The sequence below is a fragment of the Kitasatospora sp. NPDC059160 genome (genome assembly GCF_042755465.1).
In the GTDB taxonomy this organism is placed as follows: domain Bacteria; phylum Actinomycetota; class Actinomycetes; order Streptomycetales; family Streptomycetaceae; genus Kitasatospora.
This window is the reverse complement of record NZ_JBHZCN010000057.1, coordinates 30,829-53,384: the sequence shown is the minus strand read 5'-3', so window position 1 is coordinate 53,384 and position 22,556 is coordinate 30,829. Positions and strand designations below refer to the sequence as shown.

Annotated in this window: 12 protein-coding genes; 9 read left to right on the top strand and 3 right to left on the bottom strand. The window is 73.3% G+C overall.

What is annotated here, in order from left to right:
• Positions 1–18 precede the first annotated feature (18 nt).
• The 3 genes from ACFXOZ_RS24030 to eccD all read right to left on the bottom strand — a co-directional run bounded on the left by ACFXOZ_RS24030 (position 19) and on the right by eccD (position 4,642).
• Positions 19–2,226: a polyribonucleotide nucleotidyltransferase gene (locus tag ACFXOZ_RS24030; protein ID WP_375896078.1), complete on the bottom strand. Its 2,208-nt coding sequence runs from the start codon at positions 2,224–2,226 to the stop codon at positions 19–21.
• A 455-nt stretch (positions 2,227–2,681) separates the two neighbouring features.
• Positions 2,682–2,972 carry a 30S ribosomal protein S15 gene (gene rpsO / locus ACFXOZ_RS24025; RefSeq protein ID WP_188302791.1) on the bottom strand — a complete coding sequence of 97 codons (291 nt, stop codon included), beginning with the start codon at positions 2,970–2,972 and terminating at the stop codon, positions 2,682–2,684.
• Between the two features lie 209 nt (positions 2,973–3,181).
• Complete coding sequence (gene eccD, locus ACFXOZ_RS24020; RefSeq protein WP_375896075.1) at positions 3,182–4,642, bottom strand: type VII secretion integral membrane protein EccD; 1,461 nt, start codon at positions 4,640–4,642, stop codon at positions 3,182–3,184.
• A gap of 346 nt (positions 4,643–4,988) precedes the next feature.
• Here eccD and eccCa point away from each other — a divergent pair, with 346 nt between their 5' ends.
• The 9 genes from eccCa (at position 4,989) to ACFXOZ_RS23975 (ending at position 22,541) form a co-directional block, all read left to right on the top strand.
• Complete coding sequence (gene eccCa / locus ACFXOZ_RS24015) at positions 4,989–8,933, top strand: type VII secretion protein EccCa (protein ID WP_375896073.1); 3,945 nt, start codon at positions 4,989–4,991, stop codon at positions 8,931–8,933.
• Positions 8,934–9,412: 479 nt separating this feature from the next.
• Complete coding sequence (locus ACFXOZ_RS24010) at positions 9,413–10,816, top strand: APC family permease (RefSeq protein ID WP_375896071.1); 1,404 nt, start codon at positions 9,413–9,415, stop codon at positions 10,814–10,816.
• A 99-nt stretch (positions 10,817–10,915) separates the two neighbouring features.
• Positions 10,916–12,232 carry a nucleotide sugar dehydrogenase gene (locus ACFXOZ_RS24005; protein ID WP_380525013.1) on the top strand — a complete coding sequence of 439 codons (1,317 nt, stop codon included), beginning with the start codon at positions 10,916–10,918 and terminating at the stop codon, positions 12,230–12,232.
• Between the two features lie 4 nt (positions 12,233–12,236).
• Positions 12,237–13,496, top strand: coding sequence for a glycosyltransferase family 4 protein (locus ACFXOZ_RS24000; protein WP_380525014.1), 1,260 nt, complete (start codon positions 12,237–12,239; stop codon positions 13,494–13,496).
• Positions 13,493–14,872, top strand: a complete 1,380-nt coding sequence (locus ACFXOZ_RS23995; protein ID WP_380592544.1) for a Wzz/FepE/Etk N-terminal domain-containing protein — start codon at positions 13,493–13,495, stop codon at positions 14,870–14,872. The genes ACFXOZ_RS24000 and ACFXOZ_RS23995 overlap by 4 nt, the downstream gene beginning before the upstream one ends.
• A 5-nt stretch (positions 14,873–14,877) precedes the next feature.
• Positions 14,878–16,413, top strand: coding sequence for a Wzz/FepE/Etk N-terminal domain-containing protein (locus ACFXOZ_RS23990; RefSeq protein WP_380592542.1), 1,536 nt, complete (start codon positions 14,878–14,880; stop codon positions 16,411–16,413).
• A gap of 3 nt (positions 16,414–16,416) precedes the next feature.
• A complete protein-coding gene (gene asnB / locus ACFXOZ_RS23985; RefSeq protein WP_380532147.1) occupies positions 16,417–18,336 on the top strand; it encodes an asparagine synthase (glutamine-hydrolyzing) in 1,920 nt (639 codons plus the stop codon).
• A 27-nt stretch (positions 18,337–18,363) separates the two neighbouring features.
• Positions 18,364–20,565, top strand: coding sequence for a bi-domain-containing oxidoreductase (locus ACFXOZ_RS23980; RefSeq protein ID WP_380592540.1), 2,202 nt, complete (start codon positions 18,364–18,366; stop codon positions 20,563–20,565).
• A 2-nt stretch (positions 20,566–20,567) separates the two neighbouring features.
• Entirely contained in the window at positions 20,568–22,541 is a 1,974-nt protein-coding gene (locus ACFXOZ_RS23975; RefSeq protein ID WP_380592550.1) for an alginate lyase family protein, read from the top strand.
• Positions 22,542–22,556 lie beyond the last annotated feature (15 nt).

Below are 22,556 nucleotides of genomic sequence, written 5' to 3'. Positions count from 1 at the left end.
GGGTCAGCTAGCGGCGCTTCACTCGGAAGCGGCCTCGCCGCCTTCCTCGCCCTCGACGACCGGGATCAGGGAGAGCTTGCCGCGCGGGTCGATCTCGGCGATCTCGACCTGCACCTTGGCGCCGACGCCGAGGACGTCCTCGACGTTCTCGACGCGCTTGCCGCCGGCCAGCTTGCGGATCTGCGAGATGTGCAGCAGGCCGTCCTTGCCCGGCATGAGCGACACGAACGCGCCGAACGTCGTGGTCTTGACCACGGTGCCCAGGTAGCGCTCGCCGACCTCCGGCATGGTCGGGTTGGCGATCTGGTTGATCGTGGTGCGGGCGGCCTCGGCGGCCGGGCCGTCGGCGGCACCGATGTAGATGGTGCCGTCGTCCTCGATCGTGATCTCGGCGCCGGTGTCCTCCTGGATCTGGTTGATCATCTTGCCCTTGGGGCCGATGACCTCACCGATCTTGTCCACCGGGATCTTGATGGTGATGATCCGCGGCGCGTTCGGGGACATCTCGTCGGGCGAGTCGATGGCCTCGTTCATCACGTCGAGGATGTGCAGGCGGGCGTCCTTGGCCTGCTTGAGCGCGGCGGCCAGCACGGAGGCCGGGATGCCGTTCAGCTTGGTGTCGAGCTGCAGCGCGGTGATGAAGTTGCGGGTACCGGCGACCTTGAAGTCCATGTCGCCGTACGCGTCCTCGGCACCGAGGATGTCGGTCAGCGCGACGTAGTGGGTCTCGCCGTCGATCTCCTGGGAGATCAGGCCCATGGCGATGCCGGCGACGGCGGCCTTGAGCGGCACACCGGCGTTCAGCAGCGACATGGTCGAGGCGCAGACCGAGCCCATCGAGGTGGAGCCGTTGGAGCTCAGCGCCTCGGAGACCTGGCGGATCGCGTAGGGGAACTCCTCGCGGGTCGGCAGGACCGGGAGGATGGCGCGCTCGGCGAGGGCGCCGTGGCCGATCTCGCGACGCTTGGGCGAGCCCACGCGGCCGGTCTCGCCGACCGAGTACGGCGGGAAGTTGTAGTTGTGCATGTAGCGGCGACGCGTCTCCGGGGAGAGCGTGTCGAGCTGCTGCTCCATCCGGAGCATGTTCAGCGTGGTGACGCCCAGGATCTGGGTCTCGCCGCGCTCGAACAGGGCCGAGCCGTGGACGCGCGGGATGGCCTCGACCTCGGCGGCCAGGGTGCGGATGTCGGTGACACCGCGGCCGTCGATGCGGACCTTGTCCTTGATGACGCGCTCGCGGACGACCTTCTTGGTCAGCGCGTTGTAGGCGGCGCTGATCTCCTTCTCGCGACCCTCGAACTCGGGGAGCAGCTTCTCGGCGGCGACCGCCTTGACGCGGTCCAGCTCGGCGTTGCGCTCCTGCTTGCCCGGGATGGTGAGGGCCTTGGCCAGCTCGTCCTTGACGGCGGCGGTCAGCGCGGCCAGGACGTCGTCCTGGTAGTCCAGGAAGACCGGGAAGTCGGCGGTCGGCTTGGCGGCCTGGGCGGCGAGCTGCGACTGGGCGGCGCAGAGCACCTTGATGAAGGGCTTCGCGGCGTCCAGACCGGCGGCGACGACGTCCTCGGTCGGCGCCTCGGCGCCGCCCTCGACCAGCTTGATGGTCTTGTCGGTGGCCTCGGCCTCGACCATCATGATCGCGACGTCGCCGTCCGGCAGGACGCGACCGGCGACGACCATGTCGAAGACGGCCGACTCCAGCTCGCTGTGGGTCGGGAAGGCGACCCACTGGCCCTTGATCAGCGCGACGCGGACGCCACCGATCGGGCCGGAGAACGGCAGGCCCGCCAGCTGGGTGGAGGCGGAGGCGGCGTTGATGGCGACCACGTCGTACAGGTGGTCGGGGTTGAGCGCCATGATCGTGCAGACGACCTGGACCTCGTTGCGCAGGCCCTTGACGAAGGACGGGCGCAGCGGGCGGTCGATCAGGCGGCAGGTGAGGATCGCGTCCTCGGAGGGCCGGCCCTCGCGACGGAAGAACGAGCCGGGGATGCGGCCGGCGGCGTACATCCGCTCCTCGACGTCCACGGTCAGCGGGAAGAAGTCGAAGTGCTCCTTCGGCTGCTTGGACGCGCTGGTGGCCGACAGCACCATGGTGTCGTCGTCGAGGTAGGCCACGGCGGAGCCGGCGGCCTGACGGGCCAGACGGCCGGTCTCGAAGCGGATGGTACGGGTGCCGAAGGAACCGTTGTCGATCACGGCCTCGGCGTAGAACACGTTCTCTTCCACCTGGAAGATCTCCTCTTTCGTACGTTCTCCGGGAGAGCGTCCCCGCGCACTGCCTCGGGCTGGCCCTGGGGCCCTCCTGCCAGGGAGGGCGGCAGTCGGGCCGGTCTTCGATCGAAGCCTCCGGGGTGCCCCGCTCGTCGGCGGGGGTTCCGGGGGCCACTACCGAGGACCGGCGCCTCACGGCTGCCGGGCCGGGACGGGCGGTCCGCGTCTGGACGCTCTCTCGGATGCGGGCGGCTTCCGTTTGAAGCCTTCGTCCCGCGGGGGGTTTGGGTCTGCTGCCCGGGTGGCGCTCCTGCGCCATCACCCGGCATGCCCACAACCCTACGGTGCAATCCTCGGCCACCTGGGGAGGTGCGCGCGAGTTGTTATGTCAGGGTGCCGCGTTCGAACCCGCCGCGGCATACGCGCGAGGGGCGGCTCCCCGGTGTGGGGAGCCGCCCCCTGCGGCGGTCTTAGCGGGCGCCGCCGGCGGCACCGCGACGGATGCCCAGGCGGTCGACGAGCGTACGGAAACGCTCGATGTCCTTCTTGGCCAGGTACTGCAGGAGGCGGCGGCGCTGGCCGACCAGGATCAGCAGGCCACGACGCGAGTGGTGGTCGTGCTTGTGGAACTTGAGGTGCTCGGTCAGGTCCGAGATGCGGCGGGAGAGCATGGCCACCTGGACCTCGGGGGAACCGGTGTCGCCCTCCTTCTGGCCGAACTCGGCGAAGATCTGCTTCTTGACGTCAGAGGCGAGTGCCACTGCAACTCCTTCAAGGTCTACCGAGCGGTCCTGGTCGACAGCACAGGACTCTGCGAGAACTCGGTGTCGCGAGCGCTGTCCGCGGTCGACGGCCCACGAAGGGGTGGACACACGGCTGCGCTCGAAGGCCAAGGGTACCAGTGCCGCCCACCCGGCCGGTCGGCGGGTGGGCGGCGGGTGGCGGGCGCCCGGCGGCGGGGGGTGCGCGGTCAGCCGGTGGCGCCGCGGACCAGCCGGTAGACGTTCAGCACGGCGAGCGCCAGCGGGACCAGCGAGATCAGGGTGAGGCTGTCCACCAGGTCCAGGATGCGGCCCCAGAACGGGGAGACGCCCAGCCGGGGCACCACCAGGGCGATCGCGGTGAGCAGCGCGGCCCCGAAGGCGACGGAGGCGGCCAGCCAGATGGTGCGCAGGTCGAGCTCGGTGCTGGAGCCGGCCGCGCGCAGGACGAACTGCGGGGTGTGCAGGGAGAGCCCGACGATCAGCAGGCACAGGCCGAGCAGGCCGGCGACGGTGAGGCTGAGGACCTGCGCGGTGTAGCGGAACAGCCGGGCGCGCAGCATGGCGGCGATGCCGAGGGCGAGCGCGAGCAGTTCGGGGAAGGTCCGGTCGGTGAAGGAGAGGACGGCGCAGGCGCCGACCACGACCGCGGCGCAGCCGCCGACCAGGCCGACCAGCACCTCGTGGCCGCGGCGGGCCTGGTGGGCGATCCGCTCGTACTGGACGGCCTCGGCGCGCTCGGCCTCCTCGTCGTAGTCGCGGCTGCGGGTGCGGGTCTGGCCGGGGGCGCTGAATCCGACCGGCAGCCGGGCGAAGCGGGCGGAGAGGCTGGGCAGGAAGCCGATCGCGGCGACGGCGGCGACGCCGGTGACGGCGGCGATGTTCCCGGCCGGGGTGTCGGGCATCAGCACGGCGGCGAAGGTGGCGAGCGCGCCGGCGGTGGCGACGAAGGCGGCGGCGACGAACACCGCGTCCTTGTCCGGGAGCAGTCCGGCGAGCAGCACGGAGATCACCAGGACGGTGACGCAGCCGGTGAGGAACTGGAGCCGGCCGGGGCCGTCCCACGGGTGGGCGACGGCGATGACGCCGCTGCCGGCGATCATGGCGTGCGGCAGGGCGCCGAGGCCGAGCGCGACGGCGGCGTGGGCGTCCTGGTAGACCCGGGCGCGGACCCCGGCGAGCGCGGTGAGCACCACGGCGGCGACGCCGGCCAGCACGCCGGGCAGGCTGTGCATGTCGTGGCGCAGGTCGGAGAACCAGAGCGCGAAGCCGAGCAGGGTGAGCAGCACCCCGGCGCCGATCAGGCCGAAGCCGCGCATGAGGTCGACGGTCCAGAACCGGCGGTCGGCCTCGACGGCGCTGGCGATGGCGTCGGCGACGTCGTCGTAGACGGCGGGCGGCAGTGACTCGGCGAAGGGGCGCAGCGCCAGCAGGTCGCCGTCGCGGACGTGTTGGGCGGCCAGGGACAGGCTGCTGTCGAGGACGGTGCCGTCGCGGCGGACCAGGTGGAAGCCGGTGGGGGTGCCGTCGGGCTGGCTCTGGTTGGCCAGCCGCAGCACCTCGGGGTAGACGTCGGCGAGGGCGACGTCCTCGGGCAGGGCGACGTCGATCCGGCGGTCCGGGGCGACGACGGTCACCCGGCAGTAGCCCGTGGCGGCTGTCGCGCTCACGACGGCACCTCGATCCTTCGACGCACTGGACGCTCCCCCTGTGTGGACGGTGCCGCGGCACGGTGGCGCGCGGGGTGGCTGTGGAACCGGCCCGGCCGGGCCGCGAGTTGGCGCGGCGTTACCCTACCCGCTCGGTTCGTGCCCGGTGCCGGTGCGGGGTGCGGCCCCCGTCGGTGCGGGCACGCCCCGCTGTGCGCCGCTATGTAGGATCGGCGCCTGCGCGAGGTGGTACGGGGGCTGCGCTGTGTGGGGCGTCCTCAGCCACGGGAATCCCGTACCGGGCCGAGCGCAGTCGCGTGAGGGCTGATGCCGAAGTGATCGATCGACGCCGCGGGGTGGGTGACGCATGGGTGTGATCATGGTCAAGCGACCGGCCAGGGCCTACCCGCCGACGGTGCCGGACGAGCCGGTGGAGCTGGTCAGTCCACCGGAGCTGCCCCGGCAGGGCGGCGAGGACTGGCTGATGAGCATCCTGCCGATGCTCGGCATGGGCGGTTCGGCGGTGTTCTTCTTCTCGCCGGGTGCGGCCGCGCCGATGAAGATCATGGGCGGTCTGATGATCGTCTCGACGGTCGGCATGGTGCTGGCCCAGATCGTGCGGGCCCGCCGGGGCGGCTCGACCGTGATGGCGGACGAGCGGCGCGACTACCTCAAGTACCTCCAGCAGACCCGCCGCCAGGTGCGCCGCACGGCGGAGAGCCAGCGCGGCGCGCTGCTGTTCCTGAACCCGGCGCCGGAGCAGCTCTGGTCGATCGTCGAGGACGGCCGCCGGCTGTGGGAGCGGCGGACGGCGGACGGCGACTTCGCGCAGATCCGGGTCGGCCTCGGGCCGGTGCAGCTGTCCACCCCGCTGGTGGCGCCGCAGACCGCGCCGATGGACGAGCTGGAGCCGCTGTCGGCGGCCGCGATGCACTCGTTCCTCAAGGCGCACGGCACCCTCCAGGACCTGCCGCTGGCGGTCTCGCTGCGGGCCTTCTACCACATCACGGTGTGCGGGGACCCGGACTCGGTGTACGGGAACGTGCGCGCGATGATCGCCCAACTGACCACCCTGCACTCGCCGGACGACCTGCTGATCGCGGTCGCCGCGGCCCCCGGCGCGGCCGAGGAGTGGGACTGGACCAAGTGGCTCCCGCACAACCAGCACCGCAAGGAGAGCGACGGCGCGGGCTCGCGCCGGCTGAGCGCCGCCGACCTGGGCGAGCTGGAGTACCTGCTGCAGGACGAGCTGGCCGGCCGCCAGCGCTTCGTCCGGGACGCGGCGCCCGCCGCGGACCAGCCGCACCTGGTGGTGATCATGGACGGCGCCGGGGTGCCGCACGACTCGGTGCTGGCCGGCCCCGAGGGCGTGCAGGGGGTGACCGTCATCGAGGTCGTCCCGGGTGAGGTGGACGAGCCGAGCGGGCACCTGATGGTGACGGTCAACCCGCAGGAGCTGGTGCTGCGTTCGGCCTCCGGGGCGACGTACAGCGGCAAGCCGGACCTGCTCTCGCTGTGGCAGTCCGAGGCACTGGCGCGGCAGTTGGCGCCGTACCGGGCCTCGGCCGGCGGGGACGACGAGCCGCTGCTGTCCAACCTGGACTTCACCGACATGATGGGCTCGGGCGACCCGGGCTCCTTCGACGTGGCCCGCAGCTGGCGCCCGCGCGCCCAGCACGAGCGGATGCGGGTGCCGATCGGCGTCGGCGCGGGCGGCGAGCACGTCTACCTGGACATCAAGGAGGCCGCGCTGGAGGGCATGGGCCCGCACGGCCTGTGCGTGGGCGCGACCGGTTCCGGCAAGTCGGAGCTGCTGCGCACCCTGGTGCTGGCGCTGGCGATGACCCACTCCTCGGAGACGCTCAACTTCGTGCTCGCCGACTTCAAGGGCGGCGCGACCTTCCTGGGCATGGCGGACATGCCGCACACCTCCGCGGTGATCACCAACCTGGAGGGCGAGCTCACCCTGGTCGACCGCATGCGCGACGCGATCGAGGGCGAGCTGCACCGCCGCCAGGAGCTGCTGCACCGCTCCGGCAACTACGCCAACATCCACGAGTACGAGCGGGCCCGGGCGGCCGGCGCGGCGCTGGACCCGCTGCCCTCGCTGGTGCTGATCATCGACGAGTTCTCCGAACTCCTCACCGCCAAGCCCGACTTCATCGAGATGTTCATCCAGATCGGCCGGATCGGCCGCTCCCTGGGCGTGCACCTGCTGCTGGCCTCGCAGCGCCTGGAGGAGGGCAAGCTGCGCGGCCTGGACACCTACCTCTCCTACCGGATCGGCCTGCGCACCTTCTCGGCGGCCGAGTCGCGGGCGGCGATCGGCGTACCGGACGCGTACCACCTGCCGCCGGTGCCGGGCGTCGGCTACCTCAAGTTCGGCGAGGACGTGATGGACCGGTTCAAGGCCGCGTACGTCTCGGGGCCCTACCGGGCGCCGGGGCAGCAGCGGTCGACCGGCGGCCGGCGGGTGAACACCCGGCCGGTGGAGTTCACCTCGGCCTTCGTGGACCTGCCGCCGGCCCCCGTGGAGGAGGAGGCGCCGCAGGTCCAGGAGCAGGACGACGCACTGGTGGACACCGTGCTGGACGTCTTCGTCCAGCGGATGTCCGGCCAGGGCCCGGCCGCCCACCAGGTGTGGCTGCCGCCGCTGGACGAGGCGCCGAGCCTGGACCACCTGCTGCCGCCGCTGCAGGTCGTCCCCGACCGCGGACTCACCGCGCCCGGCTACCCGGGCGGGCGGCTGCGCGCGCCGATCGGCATCGTGGACAAGCCGCGCGAGCAGAAGACCGACATCCTGGAGGTCGACTTCTCCGGGGCGGCCGGCCACGGCCTGGTGGTCGGCGGCCCGCGCTCGGGCAAGTCGACCGTGCTGCGCGGCATGACGGCGGCCTTCGGCCTCACCCACACCCCGCGCGAGGTGCAGTTCTACCTGCTGGACTTCGGCGCGGGCAGCTTCCAGTCGCTGCTCGGGCTGCCGCACGTCGGCGGGGTGGCGGGCCGGCTGGACGTGGACAAGGTCCGCCGGATGGTCTCCGAGGTGCACGCGGTGCTGAACCGGCGCGAGGAGCTGTTCCGGGCGACCGGGATCGACACCATCGCGACCTACCGGGCCCGCCGGGCCGCCGGGCAGCTGCCCGACGAGGCCTTCGGCGACGTCTTCCTGGTGATCGACGGCTGGAACACCTTCAAGCAGGAGTTCGAGGGGCTGGAACCGGTGATCGGCGACATCGCCCAGCGCGGCCTCGGCTACGGCGTCCACCTGGTGATCAGCGCCGCCCGGTACGCGGAGGTCCGCCCCGCGCTCAAGGACCTGCTGCAGAACCGCATCGAGCTCAGGCTCGGCGACGCGATGGAGTCCGAGGTCGACCGCCGGGTGGCGCAGAACGTCCCGCCGCTGGCCGGGCGCGGGATCACCGCGGAGCGGCTGCACTTCCTGAGCGGCCTGCCGCGACTGGACGGCTCCCCCTCGGTGGACGACCTCCAGGACGGCGTGGCCGGGCTGGTCGCCGCGGTCGACGGGGCCTGGACCGGCCCGCGCGCCCCGCAGGTGCGGATGCTGCCGGCCGTCCTGGACGGGACCTCGCTGCCGAAGGGCTTCGAGCACCCGGAGCGCGGCGTCTGCTTCGGCGTGGACGAGGCCGAGCTGGCGCCGGTGTTCGTCAACTTCGAGACCGACCCGCTGTTCATCGTGTTCGGCGACACCGAGTCCGGGAAGTCCGCGCTGCTGCGGATGCTGATCAAGCAGATCACCGAGCGCTACACCCCGGACCAGGCGGGCATCGTGGTCGGCGACTACCGGCGCGCCCTGCTGGGCACCGTCCCGCCGGAGTTCCTGGTGGAGTACGCGGCCGCGCAGCCGGCCATGACCGCCATCGTGGACATGCTGCGCGGGGCCTGCGCCCGCCGCCTGCCCGGCCCGGACGTGACCGCCGAACAGCTGCGCAACCGCAGCTGGTACACCGGCAAGGACATGTTCGTGATCGTCGACGACTACGAGCTGGTCGCCACCGGCTCGGGCAACCCGCTGGCACCGCTGGCCGAGTTCCTGCCGTTCGCCCGGGACATCGGCCTGCGGGTGATCGTGGCCCGCAGCGCGGGCGGCGCCGGGCGCTCGCTGTACGAGCCGGTGATGCAGCGGATGCGCGAGCTGGGCGGGCAGGGCGTCATCCTGTCCGGCAACCGGGACGAGGGCGCGCTGCTGGGGACGGTCAAGCCGCAGGCGCTGCCGCCGGGCCGCGGGGTGTTCGTGTCACGCCGTGCGACCAACGGGCAGATGGTCCAGACGGGCTGGCTGCCGGTGCAGTGACCGGGCGCGGCCACGGGCCGCCCGCTACGGACAGTGAGTGAAGGGGTCGGACTCCGCGGAGTCCGACCCCTTCCGCGTCCCAGGTGCTGAAACGTTACCTAGATCTTTCCGGGCCGGGGCTGCGGTTCCCGTACCCACCTGGGCAGTTGCCGAACGGCGGGGTCACACCTGGCGTGTCGCCGTACGACCGAGTCGCGGCCTTTGAATGGTGGCCCGCAACACACCGTTCACCTTTGATTCATGCCTGATGTTGCCAAAGTAACAAGTCGGACAAACAGCGCCATGACCCTAAGTGATCATCGGATCGCATGCTTATGCCGTTCACCGCAACGGATTCCGAAGCAGTTCCGGCGTTGACGCAATCAATACGCCCAAGGTTCCATGGCGGCCCGGGAGCGACCGGACCAGACCCGAGCAACGAGCCAGCGGAGGCGATACCGCTCCCGTCCCAGGACCGAACAGAGCCGATCGGAATCCACATGACCGACACGCTTCGCCCGCCACAGAACGTAGCCGCCACGGCGGACGGCGCGGCCGCACCCCAGCAGCTCAAGCGCTCGATCGGCGTCGTGGGCGGCACCCTGCTCACGCTGTCCTGCGTCACCCCCGCGTCGACGCTCTTCGTGATCGTGCCGGAACTGTTCTCCAGCATCGGCAGCGCCACCGCGCTGGCGATCGCCATCGGCTCCGTCCTCTGCGTCGCGGTCGCGTTCTGCTACTCCGAACTCGGCACCCTGATCCCCAGCGCCGGCGGCGAGTACGCGATGGTCGGCACCCTGGCCGGACGGCTCGCGGGCTGGCTGGTCTTCATCCAGTCGCTCATCGTGGTGATGATCGTCCCCTCGGTCATCGCCCTCGGCACCGCCGACTACCTGGCGCCCGTCCTGCACGTCGACAAGCCGATCGCCGGCGCCGCCGTGATGCTCGCCGCCACCCTGGCCGGCCTGCTCGACCTGCGCGCCAACGCCTGGATCACCGGCATCTTCCTGGTCCTGGAGGTCATCGCGGCCGGCGTGGTCTCGGTGCTCGGCTTCTCCCACGCCAACGCGGCCCACCCCAGCCTGCTGCACGGCCTGGTCTCCACCGACGGCGGCGCCGCCAGCCCCGTCGGCATCGGCGCCATCATCGGCGCGCTCGGCATCGCGCTGTTCGCCACCCAGGGCTTCTCCACCGCCGTCTACCTCTCCGAGGAGCTGGAGAACCCCCGCCGCACCGTCTCCCGCACCGTGCTGTGGACCCTCGGCCTCTCCAGCGCCATCATCCTGATCCCGGTCGCCGCCATCACCCTGGGCGCCCCCGACCTGCAGACCCTGACCTCCGGCGACATCTCCGGCATGGTCACCGCCTGGAGCAACTCCGCCGTCGGCACCTTCATCAGCCTCTGCATCGCGCTGGCGATCATCAACGCCGGCATCGTCATGGTCATCCAGAACTCCCGGGTGCTGTTCGCCTCCGCCCGCGACAAGGCCTGGCCCGAGCCCGTCAACAAGGCCTTCGGCACCCTCGGCCGCTTCGGCTCCCCCTGGATCGCCACCCTCGCGGTCGGCCTGCCCGGCGCCGCGCTCTGCTTCGTCAAGGGCGAACTCCTCAGCAACATCACCGGCGTCGCCGTCACCGCGATGTACCTGCTGGTCGCCATCGCCTCGCTGCTCTCCCGCCGCGGCCACCACAAGCACGCCGCCGCCTGGCGGATGCCGCTGTGGCCCGCCGTCCCGGCGCTGCTGATCGTCGTCCTGGTGTACGTGATGACCCAGCTGGACGCCGAACCCCTGCTGTGGACCGGCGGCATCACCGCCGCCGCCACCCTCTACTGGCTGTTCTACCTGCGCCCCCGGCAGGACACCCGCTGGGTGATCAGCCTCCCCGAGGACCAGCAGGGCTGACCCCCGATCCCCCACCCCTCCCCCACGCGGGGGGGGGGCGCGGCGCCCCCCCCCGCGGACGGTCGGCCGTGAGGGCCGGCCCGAGGGGAGGAACGGGTCATGAGGGTCAGCGTCCTGGGGCTCGGCTACGTGGGCTGCGTGTCGGCCGCGTGCCTGGCCAGCCTCGGTCACGAGGTCATCGGCGTGGACGTCAACCAGGTGAAGGTCGACCTGGTCAACGAGGGCAGGGCCCCGGTGGTCGAGGAGCGGATCGGCGAGCTGACCGCCGAGATGGTGCGGTCCGGGGCGCTGCGCGCCACCGCGGACGTCCGCGAGGCGGTCCTGGGCAGCGACGTGTCGCTGGTCTGCGTGGGCACGCCCTCGGCGGCCAACGGCAGCCTGTGCACCACCTACCTGGAGCGGGTCACCGAGCAGATCGGTGCGGCGGCGGCCGAGAAGGGCGGGCGGCACACCGTCGTGTTCCGCAGCACCATGCTCCCGGGCACCTGCCTCGACCTGCTGGTGCCGATCCTGGAGAAGCACCTCGGCGGCACCGCCGGGGTGGACGTCGGGGTCGCGGTCAACCCGGAGTTCCTGCGCGAGGGCACCAGCGTGCGGGACTTCTTCGACCCGCCGAAGACGGTGATCGGCGAGCTCGACGCGGCCAGCGGCGACGTGGTCGCGGCGCTCTACGAGGGCCTGCCGGGCGAGGTGTTCCGGGTGCCCGTCCCGGTGGCCGAGGCGATCAAGTACGCGGACAACGCCTTCCACGGCCTCAAGATCGGCTTCGCCAACGAGCTGGGCGCGGTCTGCCAGGCGCTCGGGGTGGACTCGCACCAGGTGGTCGACGTCTTCCTGGCCGACCGCAAGCTCAACATCAGCCCCGCCTACCTGCGGCCCGGCTTCGCCTTCGGCGGCTCCTGCCTGCCCAAGGACCTGCGCAGCCTGGTGCACGCCGCGCACCGGGCCGACGTCTCGGTGCCGATCCTCTCGCACGTGCTGGCCTCCAACGCCGACCACCTCCAGCGCGCGGTGGAGCTGGTCGAGCGCACCGGCAAGCGCCGGGTGGGCCTGTTCGGCCTGTCCTTCAAGCCCGGCACCGACGACCTCCGGGAGAGCCCGCTGGTCGAACTCGCCGAGCGGCTCTTCGGCAAGGGCTACGACCTGCGGATCTACGACCCCAACGTGCACCTCTCCCGGCTGCTCGGGGCGAACCGGGAGTACATCGAGACCCGGCTGCCGCACCTCGCGCAGCTGCTGGTGCCCTCCGTCGCCGAGGTGCTGGAGCACGCCGAGGTGTGCGTGGTCGGCACCAGGGACGAGGCCGTGCTGTCGGCCCTGCCGCAGGGCGACGGAGCGGTGATCGTCGACCTCGTCCGCCTTCCGGACGCCGAGCGGCGCCGGACCGAACCGGGGTACGTGGGCCTTGCCTGGTGACGCGATGTTCGATGAAGCGGTCGGCGACGGGCGGGGACGCCGCGCGCTGATCCTGGTGGAGAACCTGTCGGTGCCGTTCGACCGGCGGGTGTGGCAGGAGTGCACCACCCTGCGCGACGCGGGCTGGCGGGTGGACGTCATCTGCCCGCAGGGCAGCAAGCGGGACACCGAGCCGGAGGCCGTGATCGACGGGGTGCGGATCCACCGCTACCCGCTCCGGGCGGCCACCGGCGGTCCGGCCGGCTACCTGCGGGAGTACGGGAGCGCGCTCTGGCACACCGCCCGGCTGGCCCGCAAGGTCGGCCCGGTCGACGTCGTGCACGCCTGCAACCCGCCCGACCTGCTGTTCCTGCCCGCGCTGTGGCTGAAACGGCGCGGCGCGCGGTTCGTCTTCGACCAGCACGACCTGGTGCCGGAGCTGTACCTCTCCCGCTTCGACCGCGGCGAGGACCTGCTCTACCGGGGCGTGTGCGCGCTGGAGCGGATGACCTACCGGGCCGCGGACGTCGTGCTCGCCACCAACGAGAGCTACCGGGACGTCGCGCTGCGCCGCGGCGGCAAGCGGCCGGAGTCCGTCTTCGTGGTGCGCAGCGCGCCCGACACCGCCCGCTTCCGCCCGGTGCCGCCCGAGCCGGAGCTCAAGCGCGGACAGCCCCATCTGCTGTGCTACCTGGGCGTGATGGGGCCGCAGGACGGTGTCGACTACGCCCTGCGGGCGCTGGCGAAGCTGCGCGACGAGCAGGGCCGGACCGACTGGCACGCGGTGTTCGTGGGCGGCGGCGACACCTTCGACGCGATGGTCGAACTGTCCCGGCGGCTCGGACTCGCCGACCGGGTGCAGTTCACCGGCCGGGTGTCCGACGCCGACCTGGCGCGCTACCTGTCCACCGCGGACGTCTGCCTCTCCCCGGACCCGCGCAACCCGCTCAACGACGTGTCGACCATGAACAAGGTCCTGGAGTACATGGTGATGGGCCGGCCGATGGTCTCCTTCGACCTCCGGGAGGCCCGGGTCTCCGCCGGTGACGCCGCCCTCTACGCGCCCGCCAACGACGAGTCCGAGTTCGCCCGGCTGGTCGCGCAGCTGATGGACGACCCGGAGCGGCGGGCCCTGATGGGCAAGGTCGGCCAGGAGCGGATCAACGGGCCGCTCGCCTGGCGGAACTCCCAGCGGGCCCTGCTCGCCGCCTACGCCGCCGCCTGCGGTGACGGCGCCCCGGCGGCGGGCGGCCGGGGTAGGGCGGGGAGAAGGCAGCGCCGTTGAGCGAGGACACGATCCGCCTGGTCACGATCAGCCGGATCCTCCGTCGGCGGTGGCGGCTGCTCGCCGTCCTCACCGTCCTGGGGGCGCTGGTCGGCTACGGCAGCTCACTGCTGTTCCCGCCGAGCTACACCACCTCGTCGTCCGTGCTGCTGCCGGGGGTCTGGCAGGAGCGCGAGCTGATGACCCAGGCGGAGATCGCGACCAGTTCGGTGGTGGTCGACCGGGCGGCCGCCGCGCTCAAGTGGAGCGGGGTCAACGGCGCCAAGCTGCAGAGCCGGGTGAGCGCCACCGCCGCGGACGGGAACATCATCAAGATCTCGGGCACCGCGGAGACCCCGGAACGCGCCCAGCAGCTCGCCGACCAGATGGCCAAGCAGTTCGTCGGCTTCGCCGCGCGGATGGCGGGCGACGGCACCGACCCCGAGGCGGCCCAGCCCGAGCAGCTGCGCCAGCTGGTCGTCCAGACCGGCCAGCGCATCACCGACCTGGCCAACTCGGTCGGGCCGGGGCAGACCGTGGAGAGCGTGCAGGTCCGTACCGAGCTGGAGAAGCTGCGCACCGCGCTGCAGGACGCCGTCAAGAAGCTGGACCAGGTCGACCTGGCCGCCAGCAAGGCCAACATGGTCGTCATGGGCACGGCGGCCCGGCCGACCGGCCAGGCACCGCCGACCCGGGTCCAACTCGTCGCCGCCGGCGCGCTGGTGTTCCTCCTGCTCGGGGTGGTCGGGCACCTCACGGCCGCCCGGATGAGCCGTCGGCTGCGCACCGAACCGGAGATCGCCGCCGCGCTGGGCACCGAACTGCTCGGCACCGTCGACGTCCCCGGCGGGCGGGCCGCGCGGCGGTCGGCGGCGCGCGGCCCGCGTGCTCTGCTCCGCCGGGTGCTGGGCACCGACGTCCGGTGGGACCTGCCGACCCCGCACGCCTCCGGCGACGAGGCCGGCCGGCAGCTGCGCTACCGGCGGGTCTGCACCCGGATCCGGGAGCAACTGCCGCCCTCGCGCGGGCTGTTGGTCGTCGTCCCGGAGGGCGACGAGCCGGCCCGCCGGGCCGCCGACCGGCTGGCCGCCGAGGCGGGCGGCGAGCCGCGGCTGCGGGTCGTGGGGGTGCCGGTCACCCGGCCGCTGGTGCCGGACCGCGAGGAGGAGGCCGGCGCCCTGGTCGTGCTCAGCGCGGGCAGCTGGACGGCGGGGGAGCTGGCCGGCCTGGCCGGGGCGTGCGCGGACGCCGAGCACGAGCTGGTCGGCATCGTGGTGGCCGACCTGGTCCAGGGCGGCCCCGAGCGCCCGGCCGGCCGCCGTACGGGCGGCGCCGAGCCGGTGCTCGCGGGCGCCGCCGCGGCGCGGTCCGAAGCCGATGACGAAACGGGGGGATGATCGGGGTGACGACGAGTACGACGGGGGAGTCGTCGACCGCCGCTCCACTGCTGGACCTCCAGTCGCTGGTGGTCGCGGTGCGCAGGCGCCGCCGCCTCTGGTGCGCCCTGGCGCTGCTCGGCCTGCTGGCCGGCGCGGCACTGGCCGTCCTGCGGCCGCCGCCGCCCAGCGCGACGGCCAAGGTGCTGGTCGCCCACGCGGCGGACCAGCCGAACGACCCCGGAACGCTGATCCGCACCGACGCCGCCCTGCTCCAGACCACCGGGATCGCCGGCGCGGCGCTGAAAGCCCTCGGATCCGCCGAGAAGCCCGAGGACTTCATGAAGGAGTACGCGGGGGCGGGCCTGACCAACAACCTGCTGGAGATCACCGTGACCGGGAAGAGCGACGCCGAGGCCCAGGCCCGCGCCAAGGCGCTGGCCGAGGCCTTCGTCGCCGACCACGTGCAGCGGATCCAGGAGGCCGCGGACGCCGAGTCCAAGGCCCTGCTCGACCAGCGCGACCGGATGCGCCAGGAACTCGACCAGGTCAACCAGCAGATCGGCACCGGCACGCAGCCGAACGGCGCCAAGGGGCCGGCCAACCTGGAGTCGCTCTACGCCAGCCGGGCCGAACTCACCGCCCGGATCACCGACTTCGGCCAGCGCGCCGCCGAGGCCAAGGTCGGCGCGCCCCGGCTGGTGGCCGGCACCCAGATCGTGGACGCCCCGCACGCGGTGCGGCAGTCGCTGCCGAAGACGGCCGCCACCGATGCCGGGATCGGAGCCGTCCTCGGGCTGTTCCTCGGGATCGCCGTGGCCGCCGTCGGCGCGGTGGTGGCGGACCGCCCGGTGCTGCGCCGGGAGATCGCGGCCCACCTCGGCGCCTCCGTGATCGCGGAGCTGGCGCGGGTGCCGCGCCGCTCGCGCGGCCGCTGGCAGCTGCGCCGGACCAGGGCCGCCCGGGAGCGGGTCACCGCCACCCTGGCCCGCACCGTGCGCGGCTGCGCCGAGCCGGTGTCGCTGCTCGAACTGGGCTGCGCGCACAGCACCGGCGCGCTCGCCCTGGACCTCGCCGGGGCGCTGACCGAGCAGGACGGCCCCGTGGTCGTCGTCGACGGGCTGCCCGGACCGCAGCTCGCCCGGCGCACCGCGAAGCCGGGGGAGCCGACCGTGGTCCGCGGCGAACAGGCCGGGGCCGTTCCGCAGCCGCAGGAGCGCCGGGTCGGCGTCGGCTCGGTGGCGCCCGGCACGGCCTGGACCGACCTGCGGTACCTCGGCACCCGGACGGTGCTGGTCGTCCGGGCCGGGGCCGGCAGCGCCGCCTGGCTGCACACCGTGGCCCGTCAGCTCGCCGAGCAGCACGTCCCGGTGCTCGGCGTGGTGCTGATCGACCCCGACCCGCGCGACCGCACCGACGGCACCCGCTGGGACGGGCCGCCCGCCGCGCCGCCCGACCGCGACGAACGGCCCGCCCGGCTGATCCGGCTGGGCCGACGGCGGACCGAACGACTACCGGCCTGGACCGCACGGGTCCCGGACATCGACCAGGAGGCGAGGTAGGACATGTGCGGCATCGCAGGAACGTACCGGTGGCCGGACGGGAAGGTCGTGACCGACCTGCTCACCGACACCCTCGCCCACCGCGGCCCGGACGGCGCCGGCCGGTACAGCCACTCCCTCGGCGACGGCGAGGTGCACCTGGGGCACCGCCGGCTGGCCATCGTCGACCTCTCCGGGACGGGCGCCCAGCCGATGGCCAAGGACGGCCTGGTGCTGACCTACAACGGCGAGCTGTACAACGCCCCCGAGCTGCGCGCCGAACTGGCCGCCACCGGGGTGCGCTTCCGCGGCACCTCCGACACCGAGGTGCTGCTGGAGGCCTGGCGGCGCTGGGGCACCGACTGCCTGCCCCGGCTGCGCGGCATGTTCGCCTTCGGGGTCTTCGACGAGCGGACCGGCGAGCTGGTGCTCGCCCGCGACCAGCTCGGCATCAAGCCGCTGTTCCTGCTCCGGCGCGGCGAGGGCCTGGTGTTCGCCTCCGAGCTCAAGGCGCTGGCCGCCGCCACCGGCGGCTCGCTGGAGGTGGACCACGCGGCGATGGTGGCCTCGCTGCTCTACTACTGGGTGCCGGACTCCCGGTGCGCGTACCGCGAGGCGGAGAAGCTGCCGCCGGGCAGCTGGCTGCGCTGCCGGCCCGACGGCCGGGTGGAGCGCGGCCGGTACTGGCACCTGCGGGAGGTCGCCGCCGAGGGCCGGGAACGGGCCCGGGCCGGCGAACTGCCGGACCTCGCCGCGATCGTCGAGGAGTCGACGCGGCGCCACCTGCTCTCCGACGTCCCGGTGGCGACCTTCCTCTCCGGCGGACTGGACTCCAGCTACCTGACCGCACTGGCGGCCCGCGACCGCCCGGGGATCTCCGCCTACACGATCGGCTTCCGCGCCGAGGACGCCAGGTTCGAGGCGATGCCGGACGACCTGCGCTACGCCCGGCAGGTGGCGGCGCAGTTCGGCGTCGACCTGCACGAGATCGAGATCGCCCCGGACGTGCTGGACCTGCTGCCGCGGATGACGTACCACCTGGACGAGCCGATCGGCGACCCGGCCGCCATCAACACCTTCCTGATCTGCTCGGCCGCCCGGGAGGCCGGGGTCAAGGTGCTGCTCTCCGGGATGGGCGCCGACGAGCTGTTCGCCGGCTACCGCAAGCACCTGGCCAACCAGCTGGCGCTGCGCTACCAGCGCGTGCCGCGGCCGCTGCGGCGCGGCCTGTCCGCCGCGGTGGACCGGCTGCCGGTGGCCACCGCCAACCGGGGGCTGCGCTCGGTGCGGTTCGCCAAGCGCTTCCTCTCCTTCGCCGACCTGCCGGAGGAGACGGCGTTCCGGCGCAGCTACACCATGTACGACCGGGAGGAGCTGCTCGCCCTGGTCGACCCGGACCTCGCCGGGACGGTCCAGGACGTGCTGGACGAGCACGCGGACGTCTACCGGGACAACGAGCTCGACGACTTCGTCAACCGGATGTGCCTGGGCGACGCCCGGATGTTCCTGCCGGGCCTCAACCTCGCCTACACCGACCGCTCCAGCATGGCCGCGTCGACCGAGGTGCGGGTGCCGTACGTGGACGTCGAGGTGGTCAGGGCCGCGTTCACGGTGCCCGGCGACCGCAAGATCGTCGGACGCCAGGGCAAGGCCGTGCTCAAGGAGGCGGCCACCTCCGTGCTGCCCCGGGAGATCGTCTACCGGCCCAAGGGCCTGTTCAGCGCGCCGCTGCGGGCCTGGATGAGCCGGGACCTCGCCCCGCTGGTGCGCGAGGTGATCAACGACGGCGAGCTGGTGCGCTCCGGCTTCCTGCGCCGCGACGCACTGGCCCGGCTGGCCGCCGAGGACGCCGCCGGGCAGCAGGACTTCTCCAAGCACCTGTGGCACGTGCTGACCCTGGAGTACTGGTACCGCGGCGCGACCTCAGGCTCCGCCGCCCACTGAACTGCGAGAGAAGCAAGGGGACTTCCGGTGAAACAGGTTGTGCAGAACTACAAGAGCGGCGAACTGTCGGTGCTCGACGTGCCGGTGCCGGGGTGCAAGCCGGGCGGGGTGCTGGTGCGCAGCGCCTTCTCGCTGATCTCCACCGGGACCGAGTTGATGAAGGTGTCCGAGGCCGGGATGTCGATGGTGGGCAAGGCCCGCTCGCGCCCCGACCAGGTGGCCAAGGTCATGCAGAGCGTCGCCACCAACGGCCTGCCCGCCACCTACCGCAAGGTGATGGGCAAGCTGGACTCCTACACGCCGCTGGGCTACTCGCTGTGCGGGGTGGTGGAGCAGGTCGGCGCCGGGGTCGACGACGTCAAGGTCGGCGACCTGGTGGCCTGCGCGGGCAACGAGCACGCGCTGCACGCCGAGCTGAACTGGGTGCCGAAGAACCTCTACACCCCGGTCCCGGACGGCCTCGCGCCGCAGCACGCGGCCTTCGGCACCGTCGGGTCCATCGCCCTCCAGGGCGTGCGCCAGGGCGAGCCGCAGCTCGGCGAGGTGGCGCTGGTGATCGGCCTGGGGCTGATCGGCCAGCTGGTGGTGCAGCTGCTCACCGCCGCGGGCGTCCGGGTGGTCGGGGCGGACCCCGACCCGGTGCGCTGCGAACTCGCCGAGCGGCTGGGCGCGGTGGCCTGCGGCGATCCGGGCTCCGCGGTGGTGGAGACCGCCGTCGCCGAGCTGACCGACGGCCACGGCGTGGACCAGGTGTACCTGGCGGCCGGCGGCGGCAGCAACCAACCCGTCGAGCTGGCCGCGCAGTTGAGCCGGGACCGCGGCCGGGTGGTGGACATCGGCAAGTGCCGCCTCGACCTGCCCTGGAACGCGTACTACGAGAAGGAGCTGGACGTCCGGTTCTCCCGCTCCTACGGCCCCGGGCGCTACGACCCGGAGTACGAGCTCGCGGGCCGGGACTACCCGATCGGCTACGTGCGCTGGACCGAGCGCCGCAACCTGGCCTGCTTCCTCGACCTCGCCGCCCGCGGCCGGGTGGACGTGGCGCCGCTGATCTCCCACATCGCCGACTTCGACGACGCGGTGGAGACCTACCGGCGTTTGAAGGACGGCGAGTTGAAGGCCGTGGCGGTGCTGTTCCAGTACCCGGGCGCCGAGGCCGGGCCGGCGGCGCAGGCCCCGACGCTGGCCGTCCCCGAGGTGCGGCGCCCGGGCCGGGCCGCCGCCCCCGCCCGGCCGGCCGGGACGCCGGTGCGGCTGGCGTTCGTCGGCGCGGGGAACTACGCGACGTCGATGCTGCTGCCGCACCTGGCCCAGCGCGAGGGCGTCGCGCTGTCCACCGTCGTCACCACCACGGCGCTGTCCGCGGCCAACGCCCAGCGCAAGTTCGGCTTCGACCGGGCGACCACCGACCTGGACGCCGTGCTCGGCGACGACTCGATCGACGCGGTCTTCGTGGTCACCCGGCACAGCTCGCACGCCGCACTGACCGAGCGGGCGCTGCTGGCCGGCAAGCCGGTGTTCGTGGAGAAGCCGCTGGCCCTCACCGAGGACGACCTGGCGCGCGTGCTCGCCGCGGTGGAGGAGTCCGGCAACGACCGCCTCCAGGTGGGCTTCAACCGCCGCTTCGCGCCGCTGCTGCGCGAGGCCAGGAGCCACTTCGGAGCCCGCAGCGGCCCGGCGAGCCTGCGCTACCTGGTCAACGCCGGGCGGCTCCAGCACGGCAGCTGGTACCTCCAGCAGGGCACCGAGGGCTCGCGGTTCGCGGGCGAGGGCGGGCACTTCATCGACACGGCGAGCTGGCTGCTGGGCGCCGACCCGGTCTCGGTGTACGCCGTCGCCCCGGCCGGCAACGAGGACCTGCAGATCGTGCTGGGCTACCCGGACGGCTCCACCGCCACCCTCAGCTACGTCACCACCGGCGCGCCCGGCTTCCCCAAGGAGACGCTGGACCTGGTCGCGGACGGCAAGGTGCTCAAGCTCGACGACTTCGTCCGCGCCTCGGTGCACTTCAGCGGCACGGCCGGACGCAAGCGCTGGGTCAGCTCCCGGCTGCCGAAGGCCCGGGACAAGGGCCAGTCCGCCGAACTGGCCTCGTTCGTCAAGGCGGTGCGGACCGGCGGGCCGATGCCGGTACCGCTGGAGTCGCTGGTCGCCACCACGGCGGCCACCCTCGCCGTCCAGGCCGCCCTGTCCGGCGGCGCGCCGGTGACCCTGGCGGGGCCGAAGTGACCATGAGTCCGGGCTGGTACCTGCGCCGGCTGTCCCGGATGGGACCGCAGGAGGTCGGCGGCCGGGCCGGCGACGTGCTGCGCCGGCGGCGGTGGCGCGCGGCGCCGCCGAGCGCCCCGGCCGTCACCGGCGCCCGGTTCACCGCCGTCCTGCCCGCCGGGGCGCTCGCCGCCGTCCCGGCGGACGCCGCCAAGCGGCTGGTCGCCGCGGCGGACCGGCTGATGGACGGGCACGCCGAGTACTTCGGGGTGGAGCGCGCCGACCTGGCCGCCCCGGACTGGTGGCTCGACCCGAAGACCGGCCGACGCGCCCCGGACGGCTACGCCTTCGACCTGCCCTACCGGGAGGAGGACGCGGTCGGCGACATCAAGCAGATCTGGGAGCCGTCCCGGCACCAGCACCTGACGGTGCTCGCCGCCGCCTACGCGCTGACCCGCAACGAGCGGTACGCCGAGCGGGCGGCCGAGCACCTGCGGTCCTGGTGGCAGGCCAACCCGCCGCTGCGCGGCGTGCACTGGATCAGCGGCATCGAGCTGGGCATCCGGCTGCTGTCCTGGGTGTGGGTCCGCCGGCTGCTCGACGGCTGGCCCGGCGCGGCCGGGCTGTTCGAGGACAACCCGGTGGCACTGGAGCAGATCTGGCACCACCAGCACTGGCTGGCCGCCTTCCCCAGCCGGGGCTCCTCGGCGAACAACCACGTGATCGCCGAGGACGCCGGGCAGTTCGCGGCGGCCTGCGCGTTCGACTGGTTCCCCGCCTCGGAGCGCTGGCGCGCCGACGCGCTGCGCTCGCTGGAGCGGCAGCTGCGCGCCAACACCTTCCCCTCCGGGCTCAACCGCGAACTGGCCACCGAGTACCACGGACTGGTCCTGGAGCTCGGCCTGGCCGCGGTGGCCGAGGCGGACGCGGCCGCCGTGCCCGTCCCCGGGACCGTCCGGCTGGTGCTGCTGCGGATGACCGACGCCCTCGCGGCCGTGGTGGACGAGCGCCTGCGCCCGCCCCGCCAGGGGGACGCCGACGACGGGCACGGCCTGGTCCTGGACGGCGCGGGCAGCGACCGCTGGGCCTCGCTGCTGGCCACCGGGGAGGCCGTGTTCGGCCGGCTCCCCTGGTGGCCGGCGGTGACCGGCACCGATGTGCGCACCCCGCTGCTGGCCGCGCTGCTGCGGCCGTACGCCCAGGACGGCACGGTGGCCCGCCCGGCGGCGCGGCCGGTGCACCTCCCGGACGCGGGCATGACGGTGCTGCGGGCCCCGGCGTGGAGCGACCCCGGGGAGAGTCGTACGGGCGAGATCTGGTGCCGCTGCGACGGCGGCCCGCACGGCTTCCTGTCCATCGCCGCGCACGGCCACGCCGACGCGCTGTCCGTGGAGGTCCGCTACGAGGGCGTCGACGTGCTCGCCGACCCGGGGACGTACTGCTACCACGGGCAGCCCGAGTGGCGGCGCTACTTCCGCTCGACGCTGGGCCACAACACCCTGGAGCTGGCCGGCACCGACCAGTCCGTCCCCGGCGGCCCGTTCCTGTGGACCAGGCACGCCCGCACCCGCGTCCTGGTCGCGGACACCTCCGACCCGGCGGTGGCCCGCTGGTGCGCCGAGCACGACGGCTACCAGGAGACGGTGCACCGCCGCCGGGTGGAGCTGACGGCCGCCACCCGGGAGCTGCGGGTGGTCGACCAGGTGCGCGGCCCGGCGCGGGTCGTACGCCTGGCGTTCCACCTCGGCCCGGCGGTCAGCGCCGAACTGACCGGCCACCGGGCCGTGCTGACCTGGACCAGGGACGGCCAGGACCGCTCCGCGGTGCTCGACCTGCCCGGGCAGCTGGCCTGGCGGGCGCACCGCGGCGAGAGCACGCCGCCGCTGGGCTGGTACTCGGCCGGCTTCGGCCGCAAGGAGCCCGCCACCACGCTGATCGGCACCGGAACCGCCGACGGCGAGCGGGAGTTCATCAGCGTCCTCGGGTTCCGGGGCTAGCGGGAGGATGGGGAC